Origin of the sequence: Acinetobacter sp. ANC 5054 (genome assembly GCF_002135295.1) — a bacterium.
GTDB lineage: Bacteria > Pseudomonadota > Gammaproteobacteria > Pseudomonadales > Moraxellaceae > Acinetobacter.
In genome coordinates this window covers 19996-41649 of record NZ_NEGG01000008.1, presented here as the reverse complement: position 1 = coordinate 41649, position 21654 = coordinate 19996, and the positions used below count along the sequence as shown (strand labels likewise).

Genomic DNA, 21654 nt, shown 5'->3' with positions numbered 1-21654 from the left:
CACGTAAAAAATATATGGGATTGTGGGCATGATTAAAGATTAATTATAAAAAATGCCTCAAATGAGGCATTTAGCAAATATAAGCTGAACTGAAATCAGCTCGCGTGAATTACGAGGCTTGAGATTGTTGATTTTTCAACACATACTGATTTTCAGGTCGTTTTAAGCCTAGATTTTCACGTAAAGTTGAGCCTTCATATGCGGTACGGAATAAACCGCGACGTTGTAATTCCGGCACAATCAGATCAACGAAATCGTTTAATCCAGCCGGTGTGGTTGGTGGTAAAACATTAAAGCCATCAGCAGCTTCATTTTCAAACCACTCTTGTAATTGATCCACCACTTGTTCAGGTGTACCAATTAAAGTCCAATGCCCACGTGCTGAAGCGATATATTGATACAACTGGCGAATACTAAAGTTATGCTTACGCGCAATATCAATCATCATTTGCTGACGACTAGAAAAATTAATGTCGGTATCTTCAATTTTAGGGAAGGGTGCATCTAAATCAAACTTGGATAAGTTAATTCCACCTGCTAAGGCAGACAATAAGCTGAGACCGACTTCAGGATGAATTAAGCTATTTAAAAAGTCATATTTTTCTTGTGCTTCTTGCTCCGTTTTAGCCACAAAAATAGACACACCCGGCATGATTTTTAGATCGTCTGCATGACGACCATATTTTAGGACACGGTTTTTTACGTCACGGTAAAAGGCTTGGGCATCGGCCAAATTTTGCTGTGCAGTAAAAATAACTTCTGCATATTTGCCGGCAAGTTCACGGCCATCTTCTGACTGACCTGCTTGCACAATCACTGGATAGCCCTGCGGTGGACGAGAGACATTTAACGCGCCTTCAACATGATAATACTTGCCATGATGTTCAGGTTGATGTTGTTTACGTGCATCAAAAAATTGTCCCGTTTCTTTATTGTAGTGGAAGGTGTCGTCCTCCCATGAGTCCCAAAGTTTATGACTCAGCTCAATAAATTCATCGGCACGTTCATATCGTTCTTTGGGTTCAGGGTGTTGCTGTAGATTAAAATTTTTTGCTGTATCTGCAGAGGCTGTGGTAACCACATTCCAAGCAGCACGACCTTTAGAAATATGATCGAGAGAGGCAAATTTTCGAGCCAAAATATACGGATCTTCGTAGGTCGTGGATGCCGTGGCAATGAAGCCAATATGCTTGGTCATGGTGGAGAGTGCAGCAAATAGCGTGACAGGTTCGAAGCCAACGCCTTTATCGCCCAGACCTTTTTCACCCTCGATAGCTGAACTCCAACGGACTGATAAACCATCTGCTAAAAAGTAAGCATCAAACAAGCCACGTTCTGCGGTTTGCACTAATTCAATGGCGTAGTCAATATTGAGATGATCTTGTGGGCGTGATTCAGGATGGCGCCAACCAGCCACATGTTGAGACGTTGTGGGAATAAAAGCACCGAGTTTAATTTGTCGCTTGGCCATTATTTTTCCTTATTTCTAAAAGCAATTTAATCTCTGTTTTAGAACAAGATATATGCCAATAAAAAATCATTAAGGAATGAAATACTTAGCGATTTTGAGTTGAATATATACTGATTAAACAACAGCAAAATCATCTATTTGAGCAGATAACCACAGCAGAAATTATTCAGAGCTTATGCAAAAATCCAGCTGATTTTGCAAAAAAGCATGCTCTATAGCATCAGCATAAAAATGTCGCGAGGAAAGTGGCATTTTTTGAAGGAAAGATCGCTTTTATACCAAGGTTTGGATGGTTTTCTTTTTCCAAACAAATTGGTAGTACAAGCCTTGCAATAAACAAAGACTGACAAAGGCCAAGGCATAGGCATACCAAATACCTTTTAAGCCCCACCATTCACTAAATAAGTAAGCACACGGTACTTCAATCGCAATAATCGCCAAAATATTGATGATCATCGGCACAGTTACGGTACCACTGGCGCGCATGATGGATGCAAAGATGGCACTGGCCCCAAAGAATACAATTGACCACAACACAATAAACAACAGCTGTTGACCCAAGATCACCACATTCGGGTCAGTAATAAATAAGGCCATTAAATATTTCGAGAACAAATAGCCGAGCACGACTAAGGCACCTGTAATCATAATGTTCATCCCTAAGGCAGTCCGTTTCACTTTATTGAGTAGTTCTGACTTACCCGCACCAATCGCTTGCGCTGCGAAAATAGAGGCTGCAATGGAAATGGACAGTGCAGGGAATTGAATATAATTCAGCACCTGATTAACCGCACCATAAGCCGCAGTTGCATCTGCACCATGACGGTTGACGAGTCCAACAATGACTAAACCTGCCACCGAGGTGGTGACCATCTGAATACCCGTTGGTATCCCGAGTCGTAGAATAATTTTGCTCAAATCATGTTGATGGCGCACATGACGTAATAATTCCATGTCAGGTTTCAGCGGATGATTTTTCTTGTTGAGGTAAACAAACAAGAACACGAGCGCGATAAAAAAACCAATGTTGGTCGCAATCGCTGGTGCAATAATCCCCATTTGTGGAAAACCAAATTTTCCTGCAATTAAAATGGGTGTGATAATTAAACCCGTACCAATGGTCATACCTGAGGCAATTAGTGGTGTGGTACTGTCGCCTACACCACGTAGAATTGACGTATAAATAATATAGATAAATAACAGCGGACTACCTGCCAACATCCACTGCACATAAGGCAGTGACAAGTGCATAACTTCAGGGTCTGTGCCTAGTGCAGACAAAACGGGTTTAGCGAAAATCACCCCTAAAAAAGCGATAATACTGCCGCCAATCAGGGTCATAAATAAAGTGGAACCCACCACGGTACGCACCTTTTCAAGATTTTGCGCTCCCCAAGCTTGTCCAACCAAAACGGTTGCACCAGCGGATAAACCAATCACGAACGCCATTAAGCAAAATAGAATTGGAAAGAATACCGCTACAGCTGCAATCGCATGTACACCCAGCATTTGCCCCACAAATACCGTGTTAATTGTCCCTGATAAATTTTGCAAAATATTGGTCGCAATCAACGGCATCAGAAAAACCAAGAAGGTTTTCCACAGATTGTGTTGGTTAACGAGGGGCTGCTGCTTCGACATAAGACTGTCCTGTGGGTGATATTTTTATCATTTTGGCTAATGTTTACACTAGCATGCTTAGACATAAAAAAGCCTTAGTTTTTAGGTAACTAAGGCTTCATTTTTTCTACACGAAAAGTTTGAACTGGGTCAGTTTATACAGCTGATAATATTTCAGCCGCACGGTCTAATGTTGCATCTTGTTTGGCAAAACAGAAGCGTAATAAACGTAAATCTTTGGGTGGGTCTTGATAAAACACCGAGACTGGAATCGCCACAATTTTATGTTGTTCTGCTAGCAATTGGCACATCTCAACATCGTTCAAATCAGGACGAATATTGCGATAGTCTAAATTTTGAAAATAAGTACCTGCTGAAGGTGTGAAGCTAAAGCGAGAGGCTGCAATGCCTTGATTAAAGCGGTCGCGTTTGGCTTGATAAAATGCCGAAAGTTCTGCGATATGCTCAGGATGATCAGCCATAAAGTTGGCCAAAGCCATTTGTACGGGGGTTACACCACAGAAATTGGCAAACTGATAAATTTGGCGAAAGGCTTGCATCAATGCAGGTGCGGCAATGCAATAACCGGTTTTCCAACCTGTGACATGAAAAGTTTTACCAAACGATCCCACCACAAAACTACGCTCACGCAGTTCTGGAAAAGATAAGGCAGACAGGTGCTGACGACCATCAAAAATCAGATGCTCATAGACTTCATCTGACAACACAATAATATTTTTATCTTGGATTAATTGAATCAAGCGAAGCCAATCTTCACGCTCCCATACTGCACCACTTGGGTTGTGCGGGGTATTCACAATGACCATGCGAGTTTTGTCATTGATGGCATTTGCAACGCGATTCCAATCCACGGCAAAGTTGGTTGAGTCTAATGCAATATGAACAGGTGTAGCTCCAACGAGCTTCACACTCGGCGCATAACTGTCATAACTCGGATCAAAAATAATCACCTCATCACCCGCCTGAACCACCGCTTGAATGGCGCTGAAAATGCCAATGGTTGCCCCTGGGGTAATCGTGACTTCAGCGACAGGATCAATTTTTAGTTGATCACGCTGCGCAAATAACTTGACCAATTGCTCTCTTAAAATCAGTAAGCCATCTCCAGGTGCATATTGATTAAAACCCTTTTGCGTTGCCTGACACAGTGCATCTAATAATGCAGGTGGTGCAGGGAAATCTGGAAAGCCTTGGGAAAGATTGAGGGCATTTAAGCGCTGTGCCATAGCACTCATCACACTAAAAATAGTCACCCCTTGCGCAGGGAGTTTTGATTCGATTTGGATCATGCGGATTAAATTATTATCAGGATGCACGCAGTTTAGCAGCCACAGATCATTGAGAGTAAAAATAAAATGAGTAGCTAATATTCCTGAAAAATTTTGTTTCCTCAACAATTTAGTTACAAAATAGGGTAGACGAAAAATTAAACATTTTCTAAAATGCCGCGATTATAAAAATTATTTTCATAATAACAATGCTTAAAAATATATATGCCATGGTCGAGAACTTTGGCTTGAGTGTACAAAAACGTGCGCTACATATTCATTTCTCAAATGAACACCTAAATTCTGAAGTTTTTATTCAGCGGATTGAGGGTCAACATCGAATCAATCAAGGCTTTCGTGCGGAAATTATTTGTCTATCGACCAATGCACATTTGGCGCTGAAACAGTTTATTGGTGGTCGTGTTTCCATTGATCAAGTCACCGATCTGGGCCAACTGAGTCGTCTAACAGGCTTGATTACTGGGGCCAGCCAAGGTCAAAGTGACGGTTCGCTGACGGTATATAAACTCATTATTGAAGATGCGACAGCACTTTGGCATAAGCGCCGTAATAGTCGTGTGTTTATGAATAAGTCGGTACGGGAAATTACCGAAGTACTGTTTAGTGAATGGCAGCAAAAAAGCGCATTATTTGCCGCGAGCTTGAGCCTCAACATGGATGGCTTAAGTCAAAATTATGATGTTCGACCATTTACCATGCAAGCCAATGAGAGTGACTACGAATTTCTGACTCGACTGTGGCGCAGTGAAGGCATTAACTGGCTGATAGATGAAGCTGAGCTGTTCGTGGCATTTTCTGCTTCAGCGATGGAAGCGCAAATACTGCGTTTGATTGATTCAAATCAAGCCTTTAAAGCACTGAACCGTAAAACGATTCGCTTTCATCGCAGTCATGCCACTGAGCAACAAGATACGATGACCAGTTTAGTGGCTGAACGTTTTTTACAATCTACGACCATTCAGACCCAGCGTTGGCAAGCTCAAAATTTAGCGCAAGATCAAAGTAGTACATTTCTCAGCTCCCATCACCATAGTGAACAACAGGAAAATGCCAGCTTAAGCCTTGAGCAGGCATGGACGATTAGTTCTGCATGGACTCATGATTTAAAAGGGGAAGACCAAAGCACGGCGGCGAGTGGTCAGCAACTGGACAAACTAAATCAACAGTTAAACCAATATCAGGAATTACAAGCCAAGTATTTTACCGCCAATAGTAGTGTACGAGATGCTCAGGTTGGGTATTGGTTTGAGTTATTGAATCATCCTGAAATTGATCAACATGCAGGGTCAGAACGCGAATTTCTTATTTTAGGCAAAGCCTTTTACAACCAAAATAATTTACCCAAAGACATCTTGGTACAACTCGATAAATTATTAACAGCAAGTCGTTGGCAGTCATTGGGAGATGAGCGACAGGCCAATGAACTTTATATTGTACGTCGACAAATTGCGGTAGTACCTGAATATGATCCATTACAGCATCGACCTGCGGCATTCCCTCAGCGTGCCAAAGTGGTTGGGCCAGAGGGTGAGTCCATACACGTCGATGCTTGGGGTAGGATTAAGGTTCGATTCACCTTTACCCGTACAGATGATCATGGTCATGATGGAGGTGCTGGTAGCAATGACAATGATTCAGATTCGGCCTGGGTAGATGTCCTAACCCCTTGGGCGGGTGAGGGTTATGGCGCACGTTTTCATCCTCGTGTGGGAGAGATTGTGGTCATCGACTTTTTTGAGGGAGATGTCGATCGACCATTTGTAGTAGGACGTATTCACGAAGCTGAACGCCATCAGACCATGTTTGATGTAAAGGGTCAGCTTCCTGAAACCAAAAAACTCAGTGGTATCCGATCGCAAGAAGTTGCAGGCGCAGGATTTAACCAACTCCGCTTCGATGATACGACAGGGCAAATCAGTACCCAACTCCAAAGTAGTCATGCGGCAACACAGTTAAATTTAGGTAATTTGAGCCATCCCAAAGAAATTGACCAAAGTAATGGACGAGGTGAAGGTTTCGAGCTGAGAACAGATGCTTGGGGCGCTATGCGGGCAGGGAAAGGATTATTAATTAGTACCTATGCGCAAGATAAGGCAGTTGCTGATCATTTAGCGGCAGCAGAAGCACAATCACTGCTAAATCAAGGCCATGAAAGCATGAATATGCTTAGTGGTCTAGCGGTAAAACAGCAAGCAGATGCCTTGAATGTGATTCATCGTTTACCGAAATTGATTCAATCCTTAGAGATTGAAAGTACTGCCGAGGCGGTAAAAACCACCTTAAATTTATTTAAAGATGACTTGAGTCGTGATCCACTTGCCGCATTAAAAAACTGTAAAAGCTTTGTGAAAGATATCGGTTCTATTGCGAAAGATGTGAAAAGTACTGTGAAGGAATTCAAAGCCTTTTTTGATGATGCGGAAGATGCTTTTGATAACCTTAAATCGGTGATCGATCACATTGAAGAGAATGGTAAAGATGTGATTCAGGGACGTGTAGCGAGCCTAAAAAGCAATTTAAAAGAAGATCCATTAAAAGCATTAAAAGATGTGGGCAAACTGATTGAAGATATCAAATTTAACCCAGATGACTTGTTAAATAATGGTGGTTTTGGATTGCCACAAGCGATGACACCTATAAAAGCATTAGAAAAAGTACAAGGCTTTATGGAAGGTTATGCGCAAGGTTTAGAAAAATCAAATACAGCGGCAAAACAAGAACAGGGCAAATTATTCCGCCAAGCGCTGATGTTGCTGGCATCACCCAATGGTATTGCACTCACCACACCAGAAGATATTGTTTTACAAGCCTCGCAAGATATTGCAGAAAGTGCGCAAGGTTCGATTAATTTCAGTGCTCAAAAAAGTATAGTGAGTCATGCTCAGGATAAGGTGAGTATTTTTGCAGCACAAAAGGGAATTCGGGCTTATGCAGCAAAAGGTAAAGTAGAACTTCAAGCACAGGATGATGCTATAGAAGCCATAGCCCGCAAGGTCATTAAACTGATTTCCACGGAAGATAAGATTGAAATTACCAGTCCGAAAGAGATTGTACTGACGGCAGGTGGTTCACAACTGAAAATTAATGGAAACGGCATCTTTACCACAACAGGCGGTAAGTTCGAGAGTAAGGCTGGGCAGCATAGTTTTGTGGCAGGTGCGACTGTGAATGCTGAATTGCCGAAGATAACAAACAGTGGGCTTTTTAGTAATAGATTAGATTTTTATAACTTATTTATTGGAGAAAAATTCCAGAATATTGAATACAACTTTTTAGATACTAAAACAAATACATATGTAAATGGAAATTTAAATGATGATGGCCAAACGCAAGATCATTTTTCGGATGAACAAGCAGAATTTGATATTTTAGTTGGCTATGAGACATCCGAATGGTTTAGTGAGGATGATTTAAATTATGACTATGTAGAAGAAAAAGATATATAAAAATTAGGAAGTATTGTGATGAAAGGAACAGTAGAATTTCAATTTCTAGATTTATTATTTAATCCTATAGATTTTTTGGAATATAAAATTGAAAGTATGAAAGGTAAAGTTATTGCTGCAGGATTAAGTAATAATTATGGGAAAACAGTATTAATTAGCCGTGATTTAGGAACAATATTAAAAATATTTGTGAAAAAAACTAGTGGTGATTTTAAGTATGTAGGATTATATTGTATTTATAAAAATGGTGATGTTAAAGTTTTTAGAAGTCCCAAAGTCCTAATAAAAAAAATAAAGAAAATTGAAAGAAAAAATCAGTCAGGCTCAGCTAAACCTTTTACTTACACGATTAAAAAAAATGATAGTTTAATTAATATATCAAAAGAATTTAATACTACAGTTGCTCTTCTATGTGGCTTGAATAAAATTAATGATGCCAATAAAATTTACGAAGGCCAAAAAATACAAGTTCACCCTAACTATAAAGCAAAGGGTGGATTGAAAGAAGATCCTAAAAATTCAAATGATAAATTATTATTAAGCTCTGATGTATATAAGGTAAATAAAGGTGATACATTAAGTGCGATATCGGTTAAAACTGGTGTGTCAATAAGTGAATTAAAATCATTAAATAATATTACCAATATAAATTATATATATACTGGTCAAATTTTAAAGTTGAAGAATAATACACCTTCGACACCTTCGACACCTTCGACACCTTCGACACCTTCGACACCTTCGACACCTTCGACACCTTCGACACCTTCGACACCTTCGACACCTTCGACACCTTCGACACCTTCGACACCTTCGACACCTTCGACACCTTCGACACCTTCTGGTGATAAAATTCAAATAAAGCAGGAGCATAGTGTAGAAAATGGAAGCCCATCACTTAAGGTCAATAATGAGCAAATAAGATGTGTATGTAAGGACTATGACCTTATTTGGGGAGCAAAAGTATCTTGTGAATTTAGAAAAAAAGTTGTAGAAATTTGTGAGAACTTATGGCCTAAAAATCCATTGAAAATGGCTAATAATTTGATGGCGGTATTTGCTTGGGAAACAGGGGGTACATTTAAAGCAGATGTACCCAATAGGAGTAATTCTAGTGCGACAGGTTTAATTCAATTTATGCCAGATACAGCAAAGGAATTATTAGGAGTTAGTAAAGTAACTTTAGAAATAGTTGATAACTATTTTAATTCGAATAATAAAAGTTTGCATAATTTAACTCGCGTTGTAGAGATGGCAAGAATGACGGAAGTCGAACAGTTGTATTATGTAGAGAAGCATTTTCAAAAATTAGCCAATAAGGATGTAGAGTTTGTGGATTTTTATCTACAGGTACTATTCCCTGCATCAAGTGGAATGGGTGAACATGTTGTATTTGCAAATAGTGCAAGTAAATTATCAATTAAAAATGATAAACATTCAGAGCTTAGGGTTAATAAATATGAAAAAAATAGTGGATTAGATATTAATGGTGATGGAAAAGTATATAAGTCTGAAATTGCTGAAAAAACCAAAAAATATTTAACAGATGGGGAGCTATTGTTAAATAAAAAAATTAATGATAAGTGTTTAAGTAGTAATGAAGTCGTTTCCACGCCATATCAAAATCAGACACATAATGCCACTACTAATAGTAAAAAGAAAACAATAGTTTTAGATCCTGGTCACGGAATTATAGGTAATGGTGCAAAATCAGGGACACAAATTCGATTATTGCAATTAAAAGAAGGTTTTGGTGATAATAACTTTAAGATTGGACAAAATTATTCTTGGCAGGATTTACCAGATAATATTATTGATAATGCTCATAAATATTTTAAATACATTGAAAACAAAGATCCAAAATGTCCAACGGAATATCAATACGTATATGATAGAGCATTAGATTTGAAAAAAAAATTGGAAAATGATGGTCATACAGTTTACATTACTAGAGATAATAAAGAACCTATTTCATATAATAAAATTTCAGAAATTATTGTATGTAAATCATTAGGTGTAACTTCAAACTCACCATTAAGTTTTAGAAAAGAAATAGCAAATAAAATTAAAGCTGACTATTTTATTTCTCTACATTGTGATGGTCTTGAAAATTTGACTTCAAATTTTGCTGTTATGTGTTATATAGATGCAGCAGGGAAAAAACTTGCTGAAAAGATTGCTAAAAATTACTCTAAAGTTAAAGGTACGATTGCCAGTAGGCCAGATCTAACTGTTCTTGGTAACGGGACCGAAAATAAAGCTAAATTTAAGGTTTTAATAGAGTTTGGATTTATGACTACACCTAAAATTGCAAGATCATTAATAAGGGATAAAGATATAATAATAAATGATATCTATAAATCTATTAGGGAGCATATTGATGAAAATTAAAGCTGTTTTATTTTTAATTTGTTATGGATTTTCAAACATTCAGAATGCAAAAAATTTACCAACTGATTTTTATATGAAGGAAACATATAAAAAATTCTTAAGAACTGATCTTGGGGAAAGTTATTCAATAGAAAAAAAAGTAAACAATAATTTTTCAGCTGTAATTGAAATATTTAATAAAAAAAATAATAAAATTATAGAAAAGTATGAGAATAAATATATTAATCCTTTAGTTAGTTCTTCGTATAATGATTATTATCAAATTTCAAAAAAATATGAATATAATGAAGGAGTTTTACTGAAAACATCATATTTTGCAGGAAATTCAGAGAATTGCTTTGTTAAGTGTGATAATGAAACTATTTACAATAAATCAAGGGTTTATAGTGTAGTAAAGTATCCGAGTTGTATTAGTTTGTTTGATTTAAAGAAGAGGGAGTTAAACTACAATAGCTCTTATGTTAAAGAAAAATGTATTGAAAATTAATTTTAATTTAAAATAAAAGCCGACTCTCGTCGGCTTCATTAATTTACCCTTCTAAAACTTCTTCCAATAACTCCTCACTCGGTACAAAGTAATATGCACCATCCGTTGGGGTTACAAAGTTAAGCAAGCGGTCATGAATGCCGTCACCACTGGTGCCGAACATACGCAATAACATACTGTCTAGAATGCTCAGATCTTTAGTATAAGCAATGAAGAATAAACCTTGGTCACCACGGCCATCACCATAAGGTAATGAGTGGCGCAAAATCGCCAGTTCTTCACCATCGTTGTCTTCAACTACTGTGCGTGATACATGCGAATTTTCAGGTTGTTCGTCTTCATCGAGTTCAATTGATTCTAATTTTGTACGACCAATCACATGTTCTTGAGCATCAACTTTTAACTTTTTCCACTTTTCCAAATTGTGGGCATAACGCTGTGCAAAGACAAAAGAACCATCAGCAAATATGCCCGCTTCTTCAGGAAGTAATGCAGTTTCAGCACGGTCATCCGGAAATTGCGGATTTTCTGTACCATCAATAAAACCTGTAAGGTCACGACCATCGAAATTACGGAAACAGACACGTTCATCCAATACTTCAACCTTATTTTGAATGCCATCGAAGAAAGATTGGCTTAAGGCAAAACAAATGTCAGTACGCTGAGCGGCAATATGAATCAATAGATCAGCAGGAATTACAGGCATTACAAATGAACCCTGAATCGGTGCGAGTTGCTTAAAGCCAAAAGGAGATTGAGTATAAAGCTGAGACCATAATTCAGGACCAAATGCCACAGCCGTCTTGATCTGTGCATTGGGATGCTGGGTCATTAAACGATCACGAGTCGAAAATAAATCTGCCAACTTTTCTTTTAATTCATCGATTGTTAAATCTTTTAAACGTAAAACAATAAATCGAGCATGATCTGAAGGTAATGGTAAAATTACTGATTGGGCAGACATTCATGGCTCCTAAAAATTATAATTTCTGTGTGGCTTGACCTATTGTGCCTCAACATAACAATTGTGTGTAGCCTTCACTTCTAATTTTCAATAGTATTTTTTCCATGAAAATATGGGAAATATCATATAATACAAACCCATTTTAAGCTTGAGTTGCTCATGTCCTATCAAATCTGGATTGCATATATGTTAGCGTGTTGGGTGATTAGCATTTCCCCTGGCGCAGGTGCAATTGCTTCGATGTCGAGCGGTTTGAATTATGGTTTTAAGCATGGCTACTGGAATGCACTGGGTCTACAACTGGCGTTACTGGTTCAAATTGCGATTGTGGCCGCAGGGGTTGGGGTGCTATTTGCAACGACACCTTGGGCTTTTTTAGTGGTGAAGTGGTTTGGCGTTGGCTACTTACTGTATTTGGCCTATTTGCAGTGGACTGCACCGACCCAATCCATCGAAATCCAACAGGGCTTGCCCAATAAATCACGTTCAAAATTAGTTTTGCATGGTTTTTTGGTGAATATGAGTAATCCTAAGGCGATCGTTTTTTTATTGGCAGTCTTGCCACAATTTCTAGATTTATCGAAACCACAATGGATTCAATATCTGATTATGGCAGCAACAATGGTAACGATTGATCTGATTGTGATGGCTGGCTACACAGGATTAGCAGCCAAAGTACTTCGACTTCTTACATCTCCAGCGCAGCAGAAATACATGAATCGGACGTTTGCAGTGTTATTTACCTGTGCGGCAAGTTTACTGAGTTTCGTTCATCAATAGGTTTGAGCCTGTGGGTCATGGTTGTCCAAACTGCTCATTGCGCAGCATAAAAATTAAATCCAGCTCAGGGCATTCATAGCCCATTGCGGTCAGGGCTGCAGTAATTTGACCGCGGTGATGGGTGCCATGATTAAACACGTGCAACAAGGTACTGGCAAATGGGACAGAAATATCTTGACCGGTGGATGTTTGGTAATGAAAGAGTCCGCTGAGCAGTGTTGGATCAAGCTTATGCAAATAGTCCTGCCAATGGTACGATTTTTCGAGCAACGTTTGGGTCAGCGCATAACGGTCTTGTTCAATAATGCTATTGAGTGCCATTTGTGGGGAGTGCCCTAAACTGAAGCGCGAAAACCATAAAGCATGTTCACCAACCAATAAATGATTCAGCGTTCCGAAAATGCTCCGAAAGAACAGACCATTGTCTCGATAAAAATCTTCATCTATGACTTGATCTAAAATCAGATTTAAACGCTGTATGGCCCAGCTGTTATAGCGAGCCATCAATATCAAGTTATCTAGCTCCATAAGCCACGCCATTCAATCATGTAATAACTCAACATATAGCAAAGGATGCTGTAAAAAACACCAAAAAAAACTGCCCGTAGGCAGTTCAGTGGCAAATTTAAAATTTGAGAGTAGTATAGCCTTATGCCAATTTTTTAAATTTTTGTACGATAAAAATAATGGCAAACAGGGCAGCCATGGTCAGTACAATGGTTAATCCTGTTGAGGTGTCCAGTCCAGCACTTGACCAAAGCCCGACCGTCACGCCGACTTGAGCAATAAGAAAAGACCAAACGACCATTTGCTTCGGTGAGTCAGCCAATAAGCGGGCGGTTAATGCGGGAATTACCAATAACGCGCCCATCAGCAATGAACCGACTGCACGTAAAGCAAGAACTGTAAATAAAGCCAATAACAACATAAAAATCAAACGTTGCCATTTGGCACTGATGCCTTCACTGACTGCAATATCGGGATCAATGGCAATTTGAATTTGAGATTGCCAACTTTTATAAAGGATGGTTAGTGCAACCACAATCACGATGGCAAAGATCGGCAAATCTGACCAAGAAATGGTGAGTAAATCCCCAAATAAATAACTGAGTAATTCGGGTCTTAAGCTTGGCAAATGTTGAATGAATAGAAGTCCTGAACACAATAATGTCGCAGAGCACAGCGCTAAAAGTGCATCATTAGGCAAACGTGGATCGTGCAGCACCCATAAGATCGCAACAAGTAAAACCGCAATAAAGCTCACACCCATCCATAGCGGTAAACTCATTGCACCAGCAATCGCTACACCAAGTAGAGTGCCATGTGCCATGGTATCGGCAAAAAAAGACATTCTGCGCCACAGCATCAGACAACCTAAAGGCGCAGTCAAAAATACCAGCAATGTACCCATAATCCATGCTGGCAAAAGGAGTTGTAGCCATTCCATCATGGATTATGCTTCCGGTTCAGGGTGAATGTGAGGGCGGGGGTCATGTTGACACGGTGTTGCGCTATCACCATGTGCGCAGTGGTCATGGTGATGCTGATAGAACACTCGATTGGTGCCAAAGATGGCTTGATACTCAGGATGTTGCTGCACGTTTTCAGGTAACCCACTACAGCAAATGTGCTTATTCAGACACACCACACGATGTGTACCTTGCATCACCCATTGCAGGTCATGCGACACCATTAAAATGGCGCAACCATATTTTTCAGGCAAACTACGTACATAGTCATAAAGTTCGGCTTCGGACTGAATGTCCAAACCCTGCATCGGTTCATCTAACACCAAAATATTGGGTTGACGTAAGAGCGCACGAGCAATCAGTACACGTTGGCGCTCACCACCCGAAAGCTGTTGAACTTTGGACTGTGCTAACTTGGCAATACCTGTATCGCGAATAATTTCTTGTTTAATCTGTGGGTCACATTTTTCTAAGGCCAACAAATCACACACACGTAATGGCAAGCTATGTGAGGGATTGAATTTTTGCGGTACATAAGAAAATTTTAGCTTTTGGCTGCTAATAATTTTCCCTGAAACAGGTTTGACAATCCCAAGTAAAACTTTAATTAGGGTTGATTTTCCTGCACCATTGGGACCAATTAAAGTCACAATTTCTTTTTCATTGAGGGAAAAATCAATATTTTTTAAAATGTCACGTTCATCAATTCGAACATGTACACCTTGCAGCGCGACGATCGGTGCGGCTGCAGCACTTAATGTTTGTTGCGACACTGCTGACAGATTCCTGAAATTTCAATAATGCTGTGATGTGCAGTAAAACCGTCTGAGGCAGATAGCTGATCCAATTGTGCCATTAACGCCTGTGCAGATGCTTCTTTGACCATTTTACACTCAGTGCAAATCAGAAATGCTGCTTGATGTCCCTCACGTGGGTGACAACAAGGAATATAGGCATTAATTGAGGTCAAGCGATGGATTAAGCCTTTTTCAAGCAAGAAATCCAATGTTCGGTAAACGGTTGGTGGTGCTGCAGGTCGGTCAGATTCACTTTTAATTTTCGCCAATAGGTCATACGCACCTATTGGTCCAGTCGCATTTAAGATCAATTCCAAAACTTCTTTGCGTAAAGGGGTTAAACGTGCACCCGTCGCGACACAAAGACTTTCAGCTTCAGCTAGGCGCTGTTCGACATTATGATGATCGTGTACACCATGCAAAGCATTATGATGTTCGTGTGAACATGCACTCATAGCCAACCTCAAATACGAAACTGATGAAAGAAAAAGACTTTAAATCTTAACATGAAGCGTGATGACTTACGAACAGACGTAGGTTTTTTTGCACTTTTGTTATATTATAACACTATTAATTTTATGGTGCTCTCTCTCCATGTCCCGTGTATTGCTCTTTTGTGGTCTTGCTTTATTTAGTGTAACGAGCTGGGCGCAAGGTCTCGTGGTTTCAACACAACCGATCTATCTCATTGCAAAAGATGTTTTAAAGGGCGTGGAGCAGCCAAAACTTTTGCTCGACCATCAGTCGGGACATGATGTGAGCTTAACGCCTGCACATCGTAAAACAGTACAAGACGCCAATTTGGTCATTTGGTTGGGTAAGGCGCATGAAGCACCTCTTGCAAAAATGCTCAATGAAAATGGTAAGAGTGTTGCCATTTTAGATTCTGGCATCATCAGTGCTTTACCCCTGCGCGATGTACGGGGCAATGCGATCAAAAATAGCGTCGATACGCATGTATGGCTAGATCCAAACAATGCTGTACGCATAGGTTTCTTCATCGCCGCATTGCGTTCACAGCAATATCCAAACCATAAGGAAGCCTATTGGGCCAACGCTCGCGCATTTGCTCAAAAGCTTTTACTTACTTCGCAGAAAGTCGATGTAAGTAGCCGAGCACAACCGTATTGGGCCTATCACGATGCCTATCAATACCTCGAACGTGCATTAAATTTAAACTTTGCAGGTGCAATGACCGACGATCCACATGTGGCTCCGACATTGGCGCAAATTAAATATTTGAAAGATCACCGACTTCAGCCAAAAATTTGTTTACTGGCCGAAGCACATACCAGTCAAAATCAATATCAAAAGTTGGGTGCAGTGGTCTTTCAACCGGTTGACGAAACGATGAGTGGGGCAGGGGATTTTATTACTGCATGGAAAACACTCGCTGATCAAACCTTAAAGTGCACACTAAATGCACGAAAGTAATGTAAAAATTAGACAACTATTGATTAGTTTAAAAGCACTTTGTGTATTTAAAAAAACACGACTAAGGTCGGGAAAAGATTGCAAGTTAAGGGGTGTAACTCTATAATGCCTGCGATTAAAAATAATCATCAGTTAAACTTGTCAAGCATAATTGCTGTGAGTGAACAAAAATGAGTCGAACTAGTCGCATGATTGATCGACGATTAGCGAAAGCTTTAGTCATCTTACAAGCAATAATGATTCCTGTTTCAGCCCTGATTGGTTGGGTCTTAAAAGATACAACCGCAGCATATAGTGCAGCCTTGGGTGCGCTGGTGTGCTGGCTGGCAAGTAGTTACTTTTCATGGCAGTCGTTTCGTGCGGCTGGTGCCCGTGCCTCTAAACAGGTGCTGTCAAACATGTATCGTGGCTTAATGGGCAAGTTTGCAATTGTGATTGTTGGATTCATTTTGATTTTGATCAATGTTAAGCCGTTGTCAGCGGTGGCATTGTTTTGTGGCTTTATGCTCGTACAAAGCATGTCGTGGGTTGCGCCTTTTTGGGCGACACGATTAAAAAAACGGGTATAAACACAACAAAAAATTGAAAAGTTTTTTGGAGAACAACGAGATATCAGGCAGCGCGCGATATTCGTTTTCTCTATTAGTTTTGACATTGACCAGGTGTGATTTATGGCTGCTGAAGAACATGCCCTTACTTCGACCGAGTACATTCAGCATCACTTGACTAACTTGACCTATGGCAAAATGCCAGATGGTACATGGAAGTTAGCCGAGACTGCTAAAGAAGCTCAAGAGATGGGGTTCACTGCTATTCACTTGGATTCAATGGGTTGGTCTATCGGCCTTGGTATCATTTTCTGTTTGTTATTCTGGTGCGTAGCGAAAGCTGCAAACTCTGGTGTTCCTACCAAGTTCCAGTCTGCAATCGAAATGATTATCGAGTTTGTTGACTCAAGTGTCCGTGACACTTTCCATGGCAAATCGCGCTTAATTGCGCCGCTTGCATTGACCATCTTCGTGTGGATTTTCCTCATGAACTTGATGGACTTGATCCCTGTTGACTGGATTCCGTATCTAGCGCAACAAATCGGTGCTAGCGTGTTTGGTATGGATCCTCACCACGTTTACTTTAAAATCGTTCCATCTACTGATCCTAACATTACCCTTGGTATGGCATTGTCAGTATTTGCGTTAACTATTTTCTATAGTATTCGTGAGAAAGGTCTTGTCGGATTCGGTGCAGAATTTGCACTTAACCCATTTAACCCAAGTAACCCAGTTTTAAAAGCAATATTAATTCCTGTAAACATTATCCTTGAATTAGTAACTTTTATTGCACGTCCAATCTCATTGGCTCTTCGACTGTTCGGTAACATGTATGCGGGTGAGTTGATCTTCATCTTGATCGCATTACTACCGTTCTGGATCCAGTGGGCGTTGTCTGTGCCTTGGGCGATCTTCCATATTCTTGTTATTACGTTACAAGCCTTCATCTTCATGATGTTGACAATCGTATACATGAGTATGGCTAGCGAAAAGCATTAATGGTAAGGCTCAACTGTCATCGGGTGGTTGAGCACACAATTTTTTAACTTAATTTGGTATAAACCTAACCTCTGAGGAATTATCATGGAACTCACTTTAGGTCTAGTTGCAATTGCATCTGCTATCTTGATCGCTTTTGGTGCTTTAGGTACTGCGATTGGTTTTGGTCTTCTAGGCGGCCGTTTTTTAGAAGCTGTTGCTCGTCAACCAGAATTGGCTCCACAACTTCAAACTCGTATGTTCTTAATCGCGGGTCTTCTTGATGCTGTGCCTATGATCGGTGTTGGTATTGGCTTGTTCTTCATCTTCGCTAATCCATTTGTAGGTTAATCAGCTTAATTCCTAAATTAAACTATTGAGGAATAGCAATGAATATCAACCTCACATTGATTGGCCAAGCGATTGCTTTTGCGATTTTTGTCGCATTCTGCATGAAGTTTGTATGGCCACCACTAATCAATGCGATTAGTGAGCGTCAGCGTAAAATCGCTGATGGCTTAAATGCTGCTGAAAAAGCTAAAGCTGACTTAGCGGATGCGCAAGCACAAGTTAAAGCAGAGTTAGACGCAGCGAAAGCACAAGCGGCTCAATTGATCGAACAAGCGAACCGTCGTGGTGCGCAATTGGTAGAAGAAGCGCGTACTCAAGCATCTGCTGAAGGTGAGCGTATTCGTCAACAAGCGAAAGAAGCTGTTGACACTGAAATCAATGCTGCTCGCGAAGAATTGCGTCAACAAGTGGCTGCTCTTGCAGTAACTGGTGCTGAGAAAATTCTTAGCCAACAAGTTGATGCAGAAGCTCACAATGCCATGCTGACTCAGCTGGCTGCTAAACTTTAAGAGAGGCGGATTATGGCTGAACTCTTGACGTTGGCACGCCCTTACGCGAAAGCAGCATTTGCTTACGCTTCTGAGCAAAGCGCAACTGACTCATGGTCACAAGCGCTTGAATTGCTTAGTGCGGCTGTGCAAGACGAAGCATTTTCAGCTTATCTAAATCGCCCTGAGCTTACACCTGCTGAGCAGGTGACTCTTTTTGCTAAAGTTTTAGGTGAAGACCAAACTGCAGCAGTGTCTAACTTCTTGACATTGCTTGCAGAGAACAATCGTTTAGTTCTTCTACCTGAAATTGCAGCAGAATATGAGCAGCTTAAATCACAGAATAACAATACTGTGGATGTTGTGATTGAATCAGCATTCCCATTAACTTCAGTACAAGAACAATTGCTTACGCATGCATTAGAGAAGAAATTCGAAGCTGCTGTCAGCGTGACTGTTGAAGTTAATCCAGCCCTAATTGCTGGCGTAGTTATTCGTGCAGGCGACCAAGTGATAGATGATTCTGCACTTAATAAGCTTGAAAAAATGCGTACTCGTCTTCTAGCTTAATTGCATTTAGAAGACTGAACTTTAAAAAGATTGAGGTATAGCGCAATGCAACAACTGAATCCATCCGAGATCAGTGCGCTCATTAAACAGCGTATCGGCGATCTGGACACCAGCGCAACCGCTAAAAACGAAGGTACCATTGTTATGGTATCCGACGGTATTGTGCGCATTCACGGTCTTGCTGATGCAATGTACGGTGAAATGATCGAATTCGACGGCGGCCTTTATGGTATGGCACTGAACCTAGAACAGGATTCAGTGGGCGTCGTTGTTTTAGGTAACTACTTAAGCCTTCAAGAAGGTCAAAAAGCTCGTTGCACAGGTCGTGTATTAGAAGTTCCGGTTGGTCCAGAACTTTTAGGCCGTGTAGTAGATGCTTTGGGTAACCCAATTGATGGTAAAGGCCCAATTGATGCAAAATTAACTGATGCTGTTGAAAAAGTAGCACCAGGCGTAATTTGGCGTCAATCAGTGGATCAACCTGTACAAACTGGTTATAAATCAGTAGATACAATGATCCCTGTAGGCCGTGGTCAACGTGAGTTGATCATTGGTGACCGTCAAACTGGTAAAACAGCAATGGCGATCGATGCGATCATCGCTCAGAAAAACTCTGGCATTAAATGTGTATACGTAGCAATTGGTCAAAAACAATCGACTATCGCTAACGTTGTACGCAAGCTAGAAGAAACTGGCGCTATGGCGTATACAACTGTTGTAGCAGCAGCTGCAGCCGATCCAGCAGCAATGTTGTACTTGGCTCCATACTCTGGCTGTACAATGGGCGAATACTTCCGTGACCGTGGTGAAGATGCGTTAATCATTTATGATGACTTGTCTAAACAAGCTGTTGCGTATCGTCAAATTTCATTGCTTTTACGCCGTCCACCAGGTCGTGAAGCTTACCCAGGTGACGTGTTCTATCTACATTCACGCCTACTTGAACGTGCTTCTCGTGTATCTGCTGACTACGTTGAGAAATTCACTAATGGTGAAGTTAAAGGCCAAACTGGTTCATTAACTGCATTGCCAATTATTGAAACTCAAGCGGGTGACGTATCTGCATTCGTACCGACAAACGTAATTTCGATTACTGACGGTCAGATCTTCTTAGAAACATCATTATTCAACGCAGGTATTCGTCCTGCTGTGAACGCGGGTATCTCTGTATCTCGTGTTGGTGGTTCTGCTCAAACTAAGATCATCAAAAAATTGTCAGGTGGTATCCGTACCGCTCTTGCACAATACCGTGAATTAGCTGCGTTTGCTCAGTTTGCTTCTGACCTTGACGAAGCAACTCGTAAACAGCTTGAACATGGTCAACGTGTAACTGAGCTTATGAAGCAAAAACAATATGCTCCATACTCAATTGCTGACCAAGCTGTTTCAATTTATGCATCTAACGAAGGCTACATGGCTGACGTAGAAGTGAAGAAAATCGTTGCATTTGATGCTGCGCTTATTTCTTACTTCCGTTCAGAAAATGCTGCTTTGATGCAAAAAATTGATGAGACTGGTGCTTACGATAAAGAAATCGAAGCAGCAATCAAAGCAGGTATTGAAAGCTTTAAAGCGACTCAAACTTACTAAGATTCAACTATGTTGAATCTGGTTTTGGTTTGGTTCACGGATCAACCTTCGAGGGCTCGAAAGGGCCTTTGAATACTAGGTTAAGCGTATGGCAAATTTAAAAGAAATTCGCGCCAAAGTAGCTAGTATCAAAAGCACGCAGAAAATTACTCGCGCGATGCAGATGGTAGCAGCTTCTAAGATGCGTCGTGCGCAAGAGCGCATGGCTCAAGGCCGTCCGTATGCCGAAAATATGCACCGTGTAATTGCTCATTTGGTACAAGCGAACCCTGAATATAAACACCGTTATATGGTTGAACGCCCTGTTAAGCGCGTTGGCTATATCATTGTTTCTTCAGATCGTGGCCTTGCTGGTGGTTTGAACATTAACTTGTTCAAAAAAGTGGTAAAACACGTCCAACAGCAACAAGAGCAGTCAATTGAAGTTCAATTTGCTTTAATTGGTCAAAAAGCGGTTTCGTTTTTTAAAAACTACGGCGGTAAAGTTCTTGGTGCAACTACAAACGTAGGTGATGCGCCGAGTCTTGAACAGTTAACTGGTTCTGTACAGGTGATGTTAGACGCGTATGATAAAGGCGAGTTAGATCGTATTTATCTAGTGTCAAACGGCTTTGTCAATGCCATGACTCAAAATCAAAAAATCGAACAGCTTGTTCCTTTGGCAGCTGCTGAAGAAACTGAAGGTCTGAACCGTCAATACGGTTGGGACTATATCTATGAACCAGAAGCAGAAGAACTGCTAAATGGTTTATTGGTTCGCTATATTGAGTCTATGGTTTATCAAGGCGTGATTGAAAACATCGCGTGTGAGCAGTCTGCGCGTATGGTTGCAATGAAAGCTGCAACTGATAACGCGGGTGACCTCATTAAGAGCCTGCAACTTATTTATAACAAGCTGCGTCAAGCCGCGATTACTCAGGAAATTTCTGAGATCGTTGGTGGTGCCGCTGCCGTTTAACA

The 21654-nt window shown here is 40.4% G+C and carries 20 protein-coding genes; 12 read left to right on the top strand and 8 right to left on the bottom strand.

What is annotated here, in order from left to right; translation table 11 throughout:
- Positions 1–109: 109 nt before the first annotated feature.
- From B9T33_RS09480 to B9T33_RS09470, 3 genes are all read right to left on the bottom strand, one after another.
- Positions 110–1471 carry an LLM class flavin-dependent oxidoreductase gene (locus B9T33_RS09480; protein WP_086178677.1) on the bottom strand — a complete coding sequence of 454 codons (1362 nt, stop codon included), beginning with the start codon at positions 1469–1471 and terminating at the stop codon, positions 110–112.
- A 273-nt stretch (positions 1472–1744) separates the two neighbouring features.
- Complete coding sequence (locus B9T33_RS09475; protein ID WP_086178676.1) at positions 1745–3112, bottom strand: MATE family efflux transporter; 1368 nt, start codon at positions 3110–3112, stop codon at positions 1745–1747.
- A gap of 134 nt (positions 3113–3246) precedes the next feature.
- Complete coding sequence (locus tag B9T33_RS09470) at positions 3247–4401, bottom strand: methionine aminotransferase (RefSeq protein WP_086178783.1); 1155 nt, start codon at positions 4399–4401, stop codon at positions 3247–3249.
- A 188-nt stretch (positions 4402–4589) separates the two neighbouring features.
- Here B9T33_RS09470 and B9T33_RS09465 point away from each other — a divergent pair, with 188 nt between their 5' ends.
- The 3 genes from B9T33_RS09465 to B9T33_RS09455 are packed head-to-tail and all read left to right on the top strand — an operon-like array spanning position 4590 to position 10725.
- Entirely contained in the window at positions 4590–7847 is a 3258-nt protein-coding gene (locus B9T33_RS09465) for a type VI secretion system Vgr family protein (RefSeq protein WP_086178675.1), read from the top strand.
- An 18-nt stretch (positions 7848–7865) separates the two neighbouring features.
- Positions 7866–10238, top strand: coding sequence for an N-acetylmuramoyl-L-alanine amidase (locus tag B9T33_RS09460; protein WP_086178674.1), 2373 nt, complete (start codon positions 7866–7868; stop codon positions 10236–10238).
- Positions 10228–10725, top strand: a complete 498-nt coding sequence (locus tag B9T33_RS09455; protein WP_086178673.1) for a hypothetical protein — start codon at positions 10228–10230, stop codon at positions 10723–10725. The genes B9T33_RS09460 and B9T33_RS09455 overlap by 11 nt, the downstream gene beginning before the upstream one ends.
- Before the next feature lie 43 nt (positions 10726–10768).
- Here the strand turns inward: B9T33_RS09455 and B9T33_RS09450 are convergent, their stop codons facing one another.
- Positions 10769–11689 carry a Dyp-type peroxidase gene (locus B9T33_RS09450; RefSeq protein WP_086178672.1) on the bottom strand — a complete coding sequence of 307 codons (921 nt, stop codon included), beginning with the start codon at positions 11687–11689 and terminating at the stop codon, positions 10769–10771.
- Between the two features lie 159 nt (positions 11690–11848).
- Between B9T33_RS09450 and B9T33_RS09445 the strand changes: the two genes are divergently transcribed.
- Positions 11849–12469, top strand: coding sequence for a LysE family transporter (locus B9T33_RS09445; protein WP_086178671.1), 621 nt, complete (start codon positions 11849–11851; stop codon positions 12467–12469).
- 15 nt (positions 12470–12484) lie between these two features.
- Here the strand turns inward: B9T33_RS09445 and B9T33_RS09440 are convergent, their stop codons facing one another.
- The 4 genes from B9T33_RS09440 to B9T33_RS09425 all read right to left on the bottom strand — a co-directional run bounded on the left by B9T33_RS09440 (position 12485) and on the right by B9T33_RS09425 (position 15190).
- On the bottom strand, positions 12485–12997 hold the full coding sequence (locus B9T33_RS09440) for a DinB family protein (protein ID WP_086178670.1): 513 nt from the start codon (positions 12995–12997) through the stop codon (positions 12485–12487).
- A 121-nt stretch (positions 12998–13118) separates the two neighbouring features.
- Positions 13119–13919 (bottom strand): zinc ABC transporter permease subunit ZnuB, encoded by an 801-nt coding sequence (znuB, locus tag B9T33_RS09435; protein ID WP_086178669.1) that lies wholly within the window; start codon positions 13917–13919, stop codon positions 13119–13121.
- A 3-nt stretch (positions 13920–13922) separates the two neighbouring features.
- The gene (gene znuC, locus B9T33_RS09430) at positions 13923–14711 is read right to left on the bottom strand and encodes a zinc ABC transporter ATP-binding protein ZnuC (RefSeq protein WP_086178668.1); all 789 of its coding nucleotides are present in this window, start codon (positions 14709–14711) and stop codon (positions 13923–13925) included.
- Positions 14693–15190, bottom strand: a complete 498-nt coding sequence (locus B9T33_RS09425) for a transcriptional repressor (RefSeq protein ID WP_086178667.1) — start codon at positions 15188–15190, stop codon at positions 14693–14695. Before B9T33_RS09425 ends, znuC begins: the two co-directional genes overlap by 19 nt.
- A 139-nt stretch (positions 15191–15329) precedes the next feature.
- Here B9T33_RS09425 and B9T33_RS09420 point away from each other — a divergent pair, with 139 nt between their 5' ends.
- The 8 genes from B9T33_RS09420 to atpG all read left to right on the top strand — a co-directional run bounded on the left by B9T33_RS09420 (position 15330) and on the right by atpG (position 21652).
- Complete coding sequence (locus B9T33_RS09420) at positions 15330–16169, top strand: metal ABC transporter solute-binding protein, Zn/Mn family (RefSeq protein WP_086178666.1); 840 nt, start codon at positions 15330–15332, stop codon at positions 16167–16169.
- A 170-nt stretch (positions 16170–16339) separates the two neighbouring features.
- Positions 16340–16738: an ATP synthase subunit I gene (locus B9T33_RS09415; RefSeq protein WP_086178665.1), complete on the top strand. Its 399-nt coding sequence runs from the start codon at positions 16340–16342 to the stop codon at positions 16736–16738.
- A 102-nt stretch (positions 16739–16840) separates the two neighbouring features.
- Entirely contained in the window at positions 16841–17716 is an 876-nt protein-coding gene (gene atpB, locus B9T33_RS09410) for a F0F1 ATP synthase subunit A (RefSeq protein WP_086178664.1), read from the top strand.
- A gap of 84 nt (positions 17717–17800) precedes the next feature.
- Positions 17801–18046, top strand: a complete 246-nt coding sequence (atpE, locus tag B9T33_RS09405) for a F0F1 ATP synthase subunit C (RefSeq protein WP_000424060.1) — start codon at positions 17801–17803, stop codon at positions 18044–18046.
- 38 nt (positions 18047–18084) lie between these two features.
- Entirely contained in the window at positions 18085–18555 is a 471-nt protein-coding gene (locus tag B9T33_RS09400; protein ID WP_086178663.1) for a F0F1 ATP synthase subunit B, read from the top strand.
- Between the two features lie 12 nt (positions 18556–18567).
- Positions 18568–19104, top strand: a complete 537-nt coding sequence (locus B9T33_RS09395) for a F0F1 ATP synthase subunit delta (protein WP_086178662.1) — start codon at positions 18568–18570, stop codon at positions 19102–19104.
- 45 nt (positions 19105–19149) lie between these two features.
- The gene (gene atpA, locus B9T33_RS09390) at positions 19150–20694 is read left to right on the top strand and encodes a F0F1 ATP synthase subunit alpha (protein ID WP_067762733.1); all 1545 of its coding nucleotides are present in this window, start codon (positions 19150–19152) and stop codon (positions 20692–20694) included.
- Positions 20695–20782: 88 nt separating this feature from the next.
- Positions 20783–21652: a F0F1 ATP synthase subunit gamma gene (atpG, locus tag B9T33_RS09385; RefSeq protein WP_086178661.1), complete on the top strand. Its 870-nt coding sequence runs from the start codon at positions 20783–20785 to the stop codon at positions 21650–21652.
- Positions 21653–21654: the final 2 nt, after the last annotated feature.

What these genes read in the sequence shown, in the direction of transcription:
- B9T33_RS09465 (WP_086178675.1), top strand. Translation starts at nt 4,590, where the DNA reads ATGCTTAAAAATATATATGCCATGGTCGAGAACTTTGGCTTGAGTGTA.
- B9T33_RS09475 (WP_086178676.1), bottom strand. Translation starts at nt 3,112, where the DNA reads ATGTCGAAGCAGCAGCCCCTCGTTAACCAACACAATCTGTGGAAAACC.
- atpA (WP_067762733.1), top strand. Translation starts at nt 19,150, where the DNA reads ATGCAACAACTGAATCCATCCGAGATCAGTGCGCTCATTAAACAGCGT.
- znuB (WP_086178669.1), bottom strand. Translation starts at nt 13,919, where the DNA reads ATGATGGAATGGCTACAACTCCTTTTGCCAGCATGGATTATGGGTACA.
- B9T33_RS09445 (WP_086178671.1), top strand. Translation starts at nt 11,849, where the DNA reads ATGTCCTATCAAATCTGGATTGCATATATGTTAGCGTGTTGGGTGATT.
- B9T33_RS09440 (WP_086178670.1), bottom strand. Translation starts at nt 12,997, where the DNA reads ATGGAGCTAGATAACTTGATATTGATGGCTCGCTATAACAGCTGGGCC.
- atpB (WP_086178664.1), top strand. Translation starts at nt 16,841, where the DNA reads ATGGCTGCTGAAGAACATGCCCTTACTTCGACCGAGTACATTCAGCAT.
- B9T33_RS09455 (WP_086178673.1), top strand. Translation starts at nt 10,228, where the DNA reads ATGAAAATTAAAGCTGTTTTATTTTTAATTTGTTATGGATTTTCAAAC.
- atpG (WP_086178661.1), top strand. Translation starts at nt 20,783, where the DNA reads ATGGCAAATTTAAAAGAAATTCGCGCCAAAGTAGCTAGTATCAAAAGC.
- B9T33_RS09460 (WP_086178674.1), top strand. Translation starts at nt 7,866, where the DNA reads ATGAAAGGAACAGTAGAATTTCAATTTCTAGATTTATTATTTAATCCT.
- B9T33_RS09480 (WP_086178677.1), bottom strand. Translation starts at nt 1,471, where the DNA reads ATGGCCAAGCGACAAATTAAACTCGGTGCTTTTATTCCCACAACGTCT.
- B9T33_RS09450 (WP_086178672.1), bottom strand. Translation starts at nt 11,689, where the DNA reads ATGTCTGCCCAATCAGTAATTTTACCATTACCTTCAGATCATGCTCGA.
- B9T33_RS09415 (WP_086178665.1), top strand. Translation starts at nt 16,340, where the DNA reads ATGAGTCGAACTAGTCGCATGATTGATCGACGATTAGCGAAAGCTTTA.
- B9T33_RS09420 (WP_086178666.1), top strand. Translation starts at nt 15,330, where the DNA reads ATGTCCCGTGTATTGCTCTTTTGTGGTCTTGCTTTATTTAGTGTAACG.
- B9T33_RS09470 (WP_086178783.1), bottom strand. Translation starts at nt 4,401, where the DNA reads ATGATCCAAATCGAATCAAAACTCCCTGCGCAAGGGGTGACTATTTTT.
- B9T33_RS09400 (WP_086178663.1), top strand. Translation starts at nt 18,085, where the DNA reads ATGAATATCAACCTCACATTGATTGGCCAAGCGATTGCTTTTGCGATT.
- B9T33_RS09395 (WP_086178662.1), top strand. Translation starts at nt 18,568, where the DNA reads ATGGCTGAACTCTTGACGTTGGCACGCCCTTACGCGAAAGCAGCATTT.
- atpE (WP_000424060.1), top strand. Translation starts at nt 17,801, where the DNA reads ATGGAACTCACTTTAGGTCTAGTTGCAATTGCATCTGCTATCTTGATC.
- B9T33_RS09425 (WP_086178667.1), bottom strand. Translation starts at nt 15,190, where the DNA reads ATGAGTGCATGTTCACACGAACATCATAATGCTTTGCATGGTGTACAC.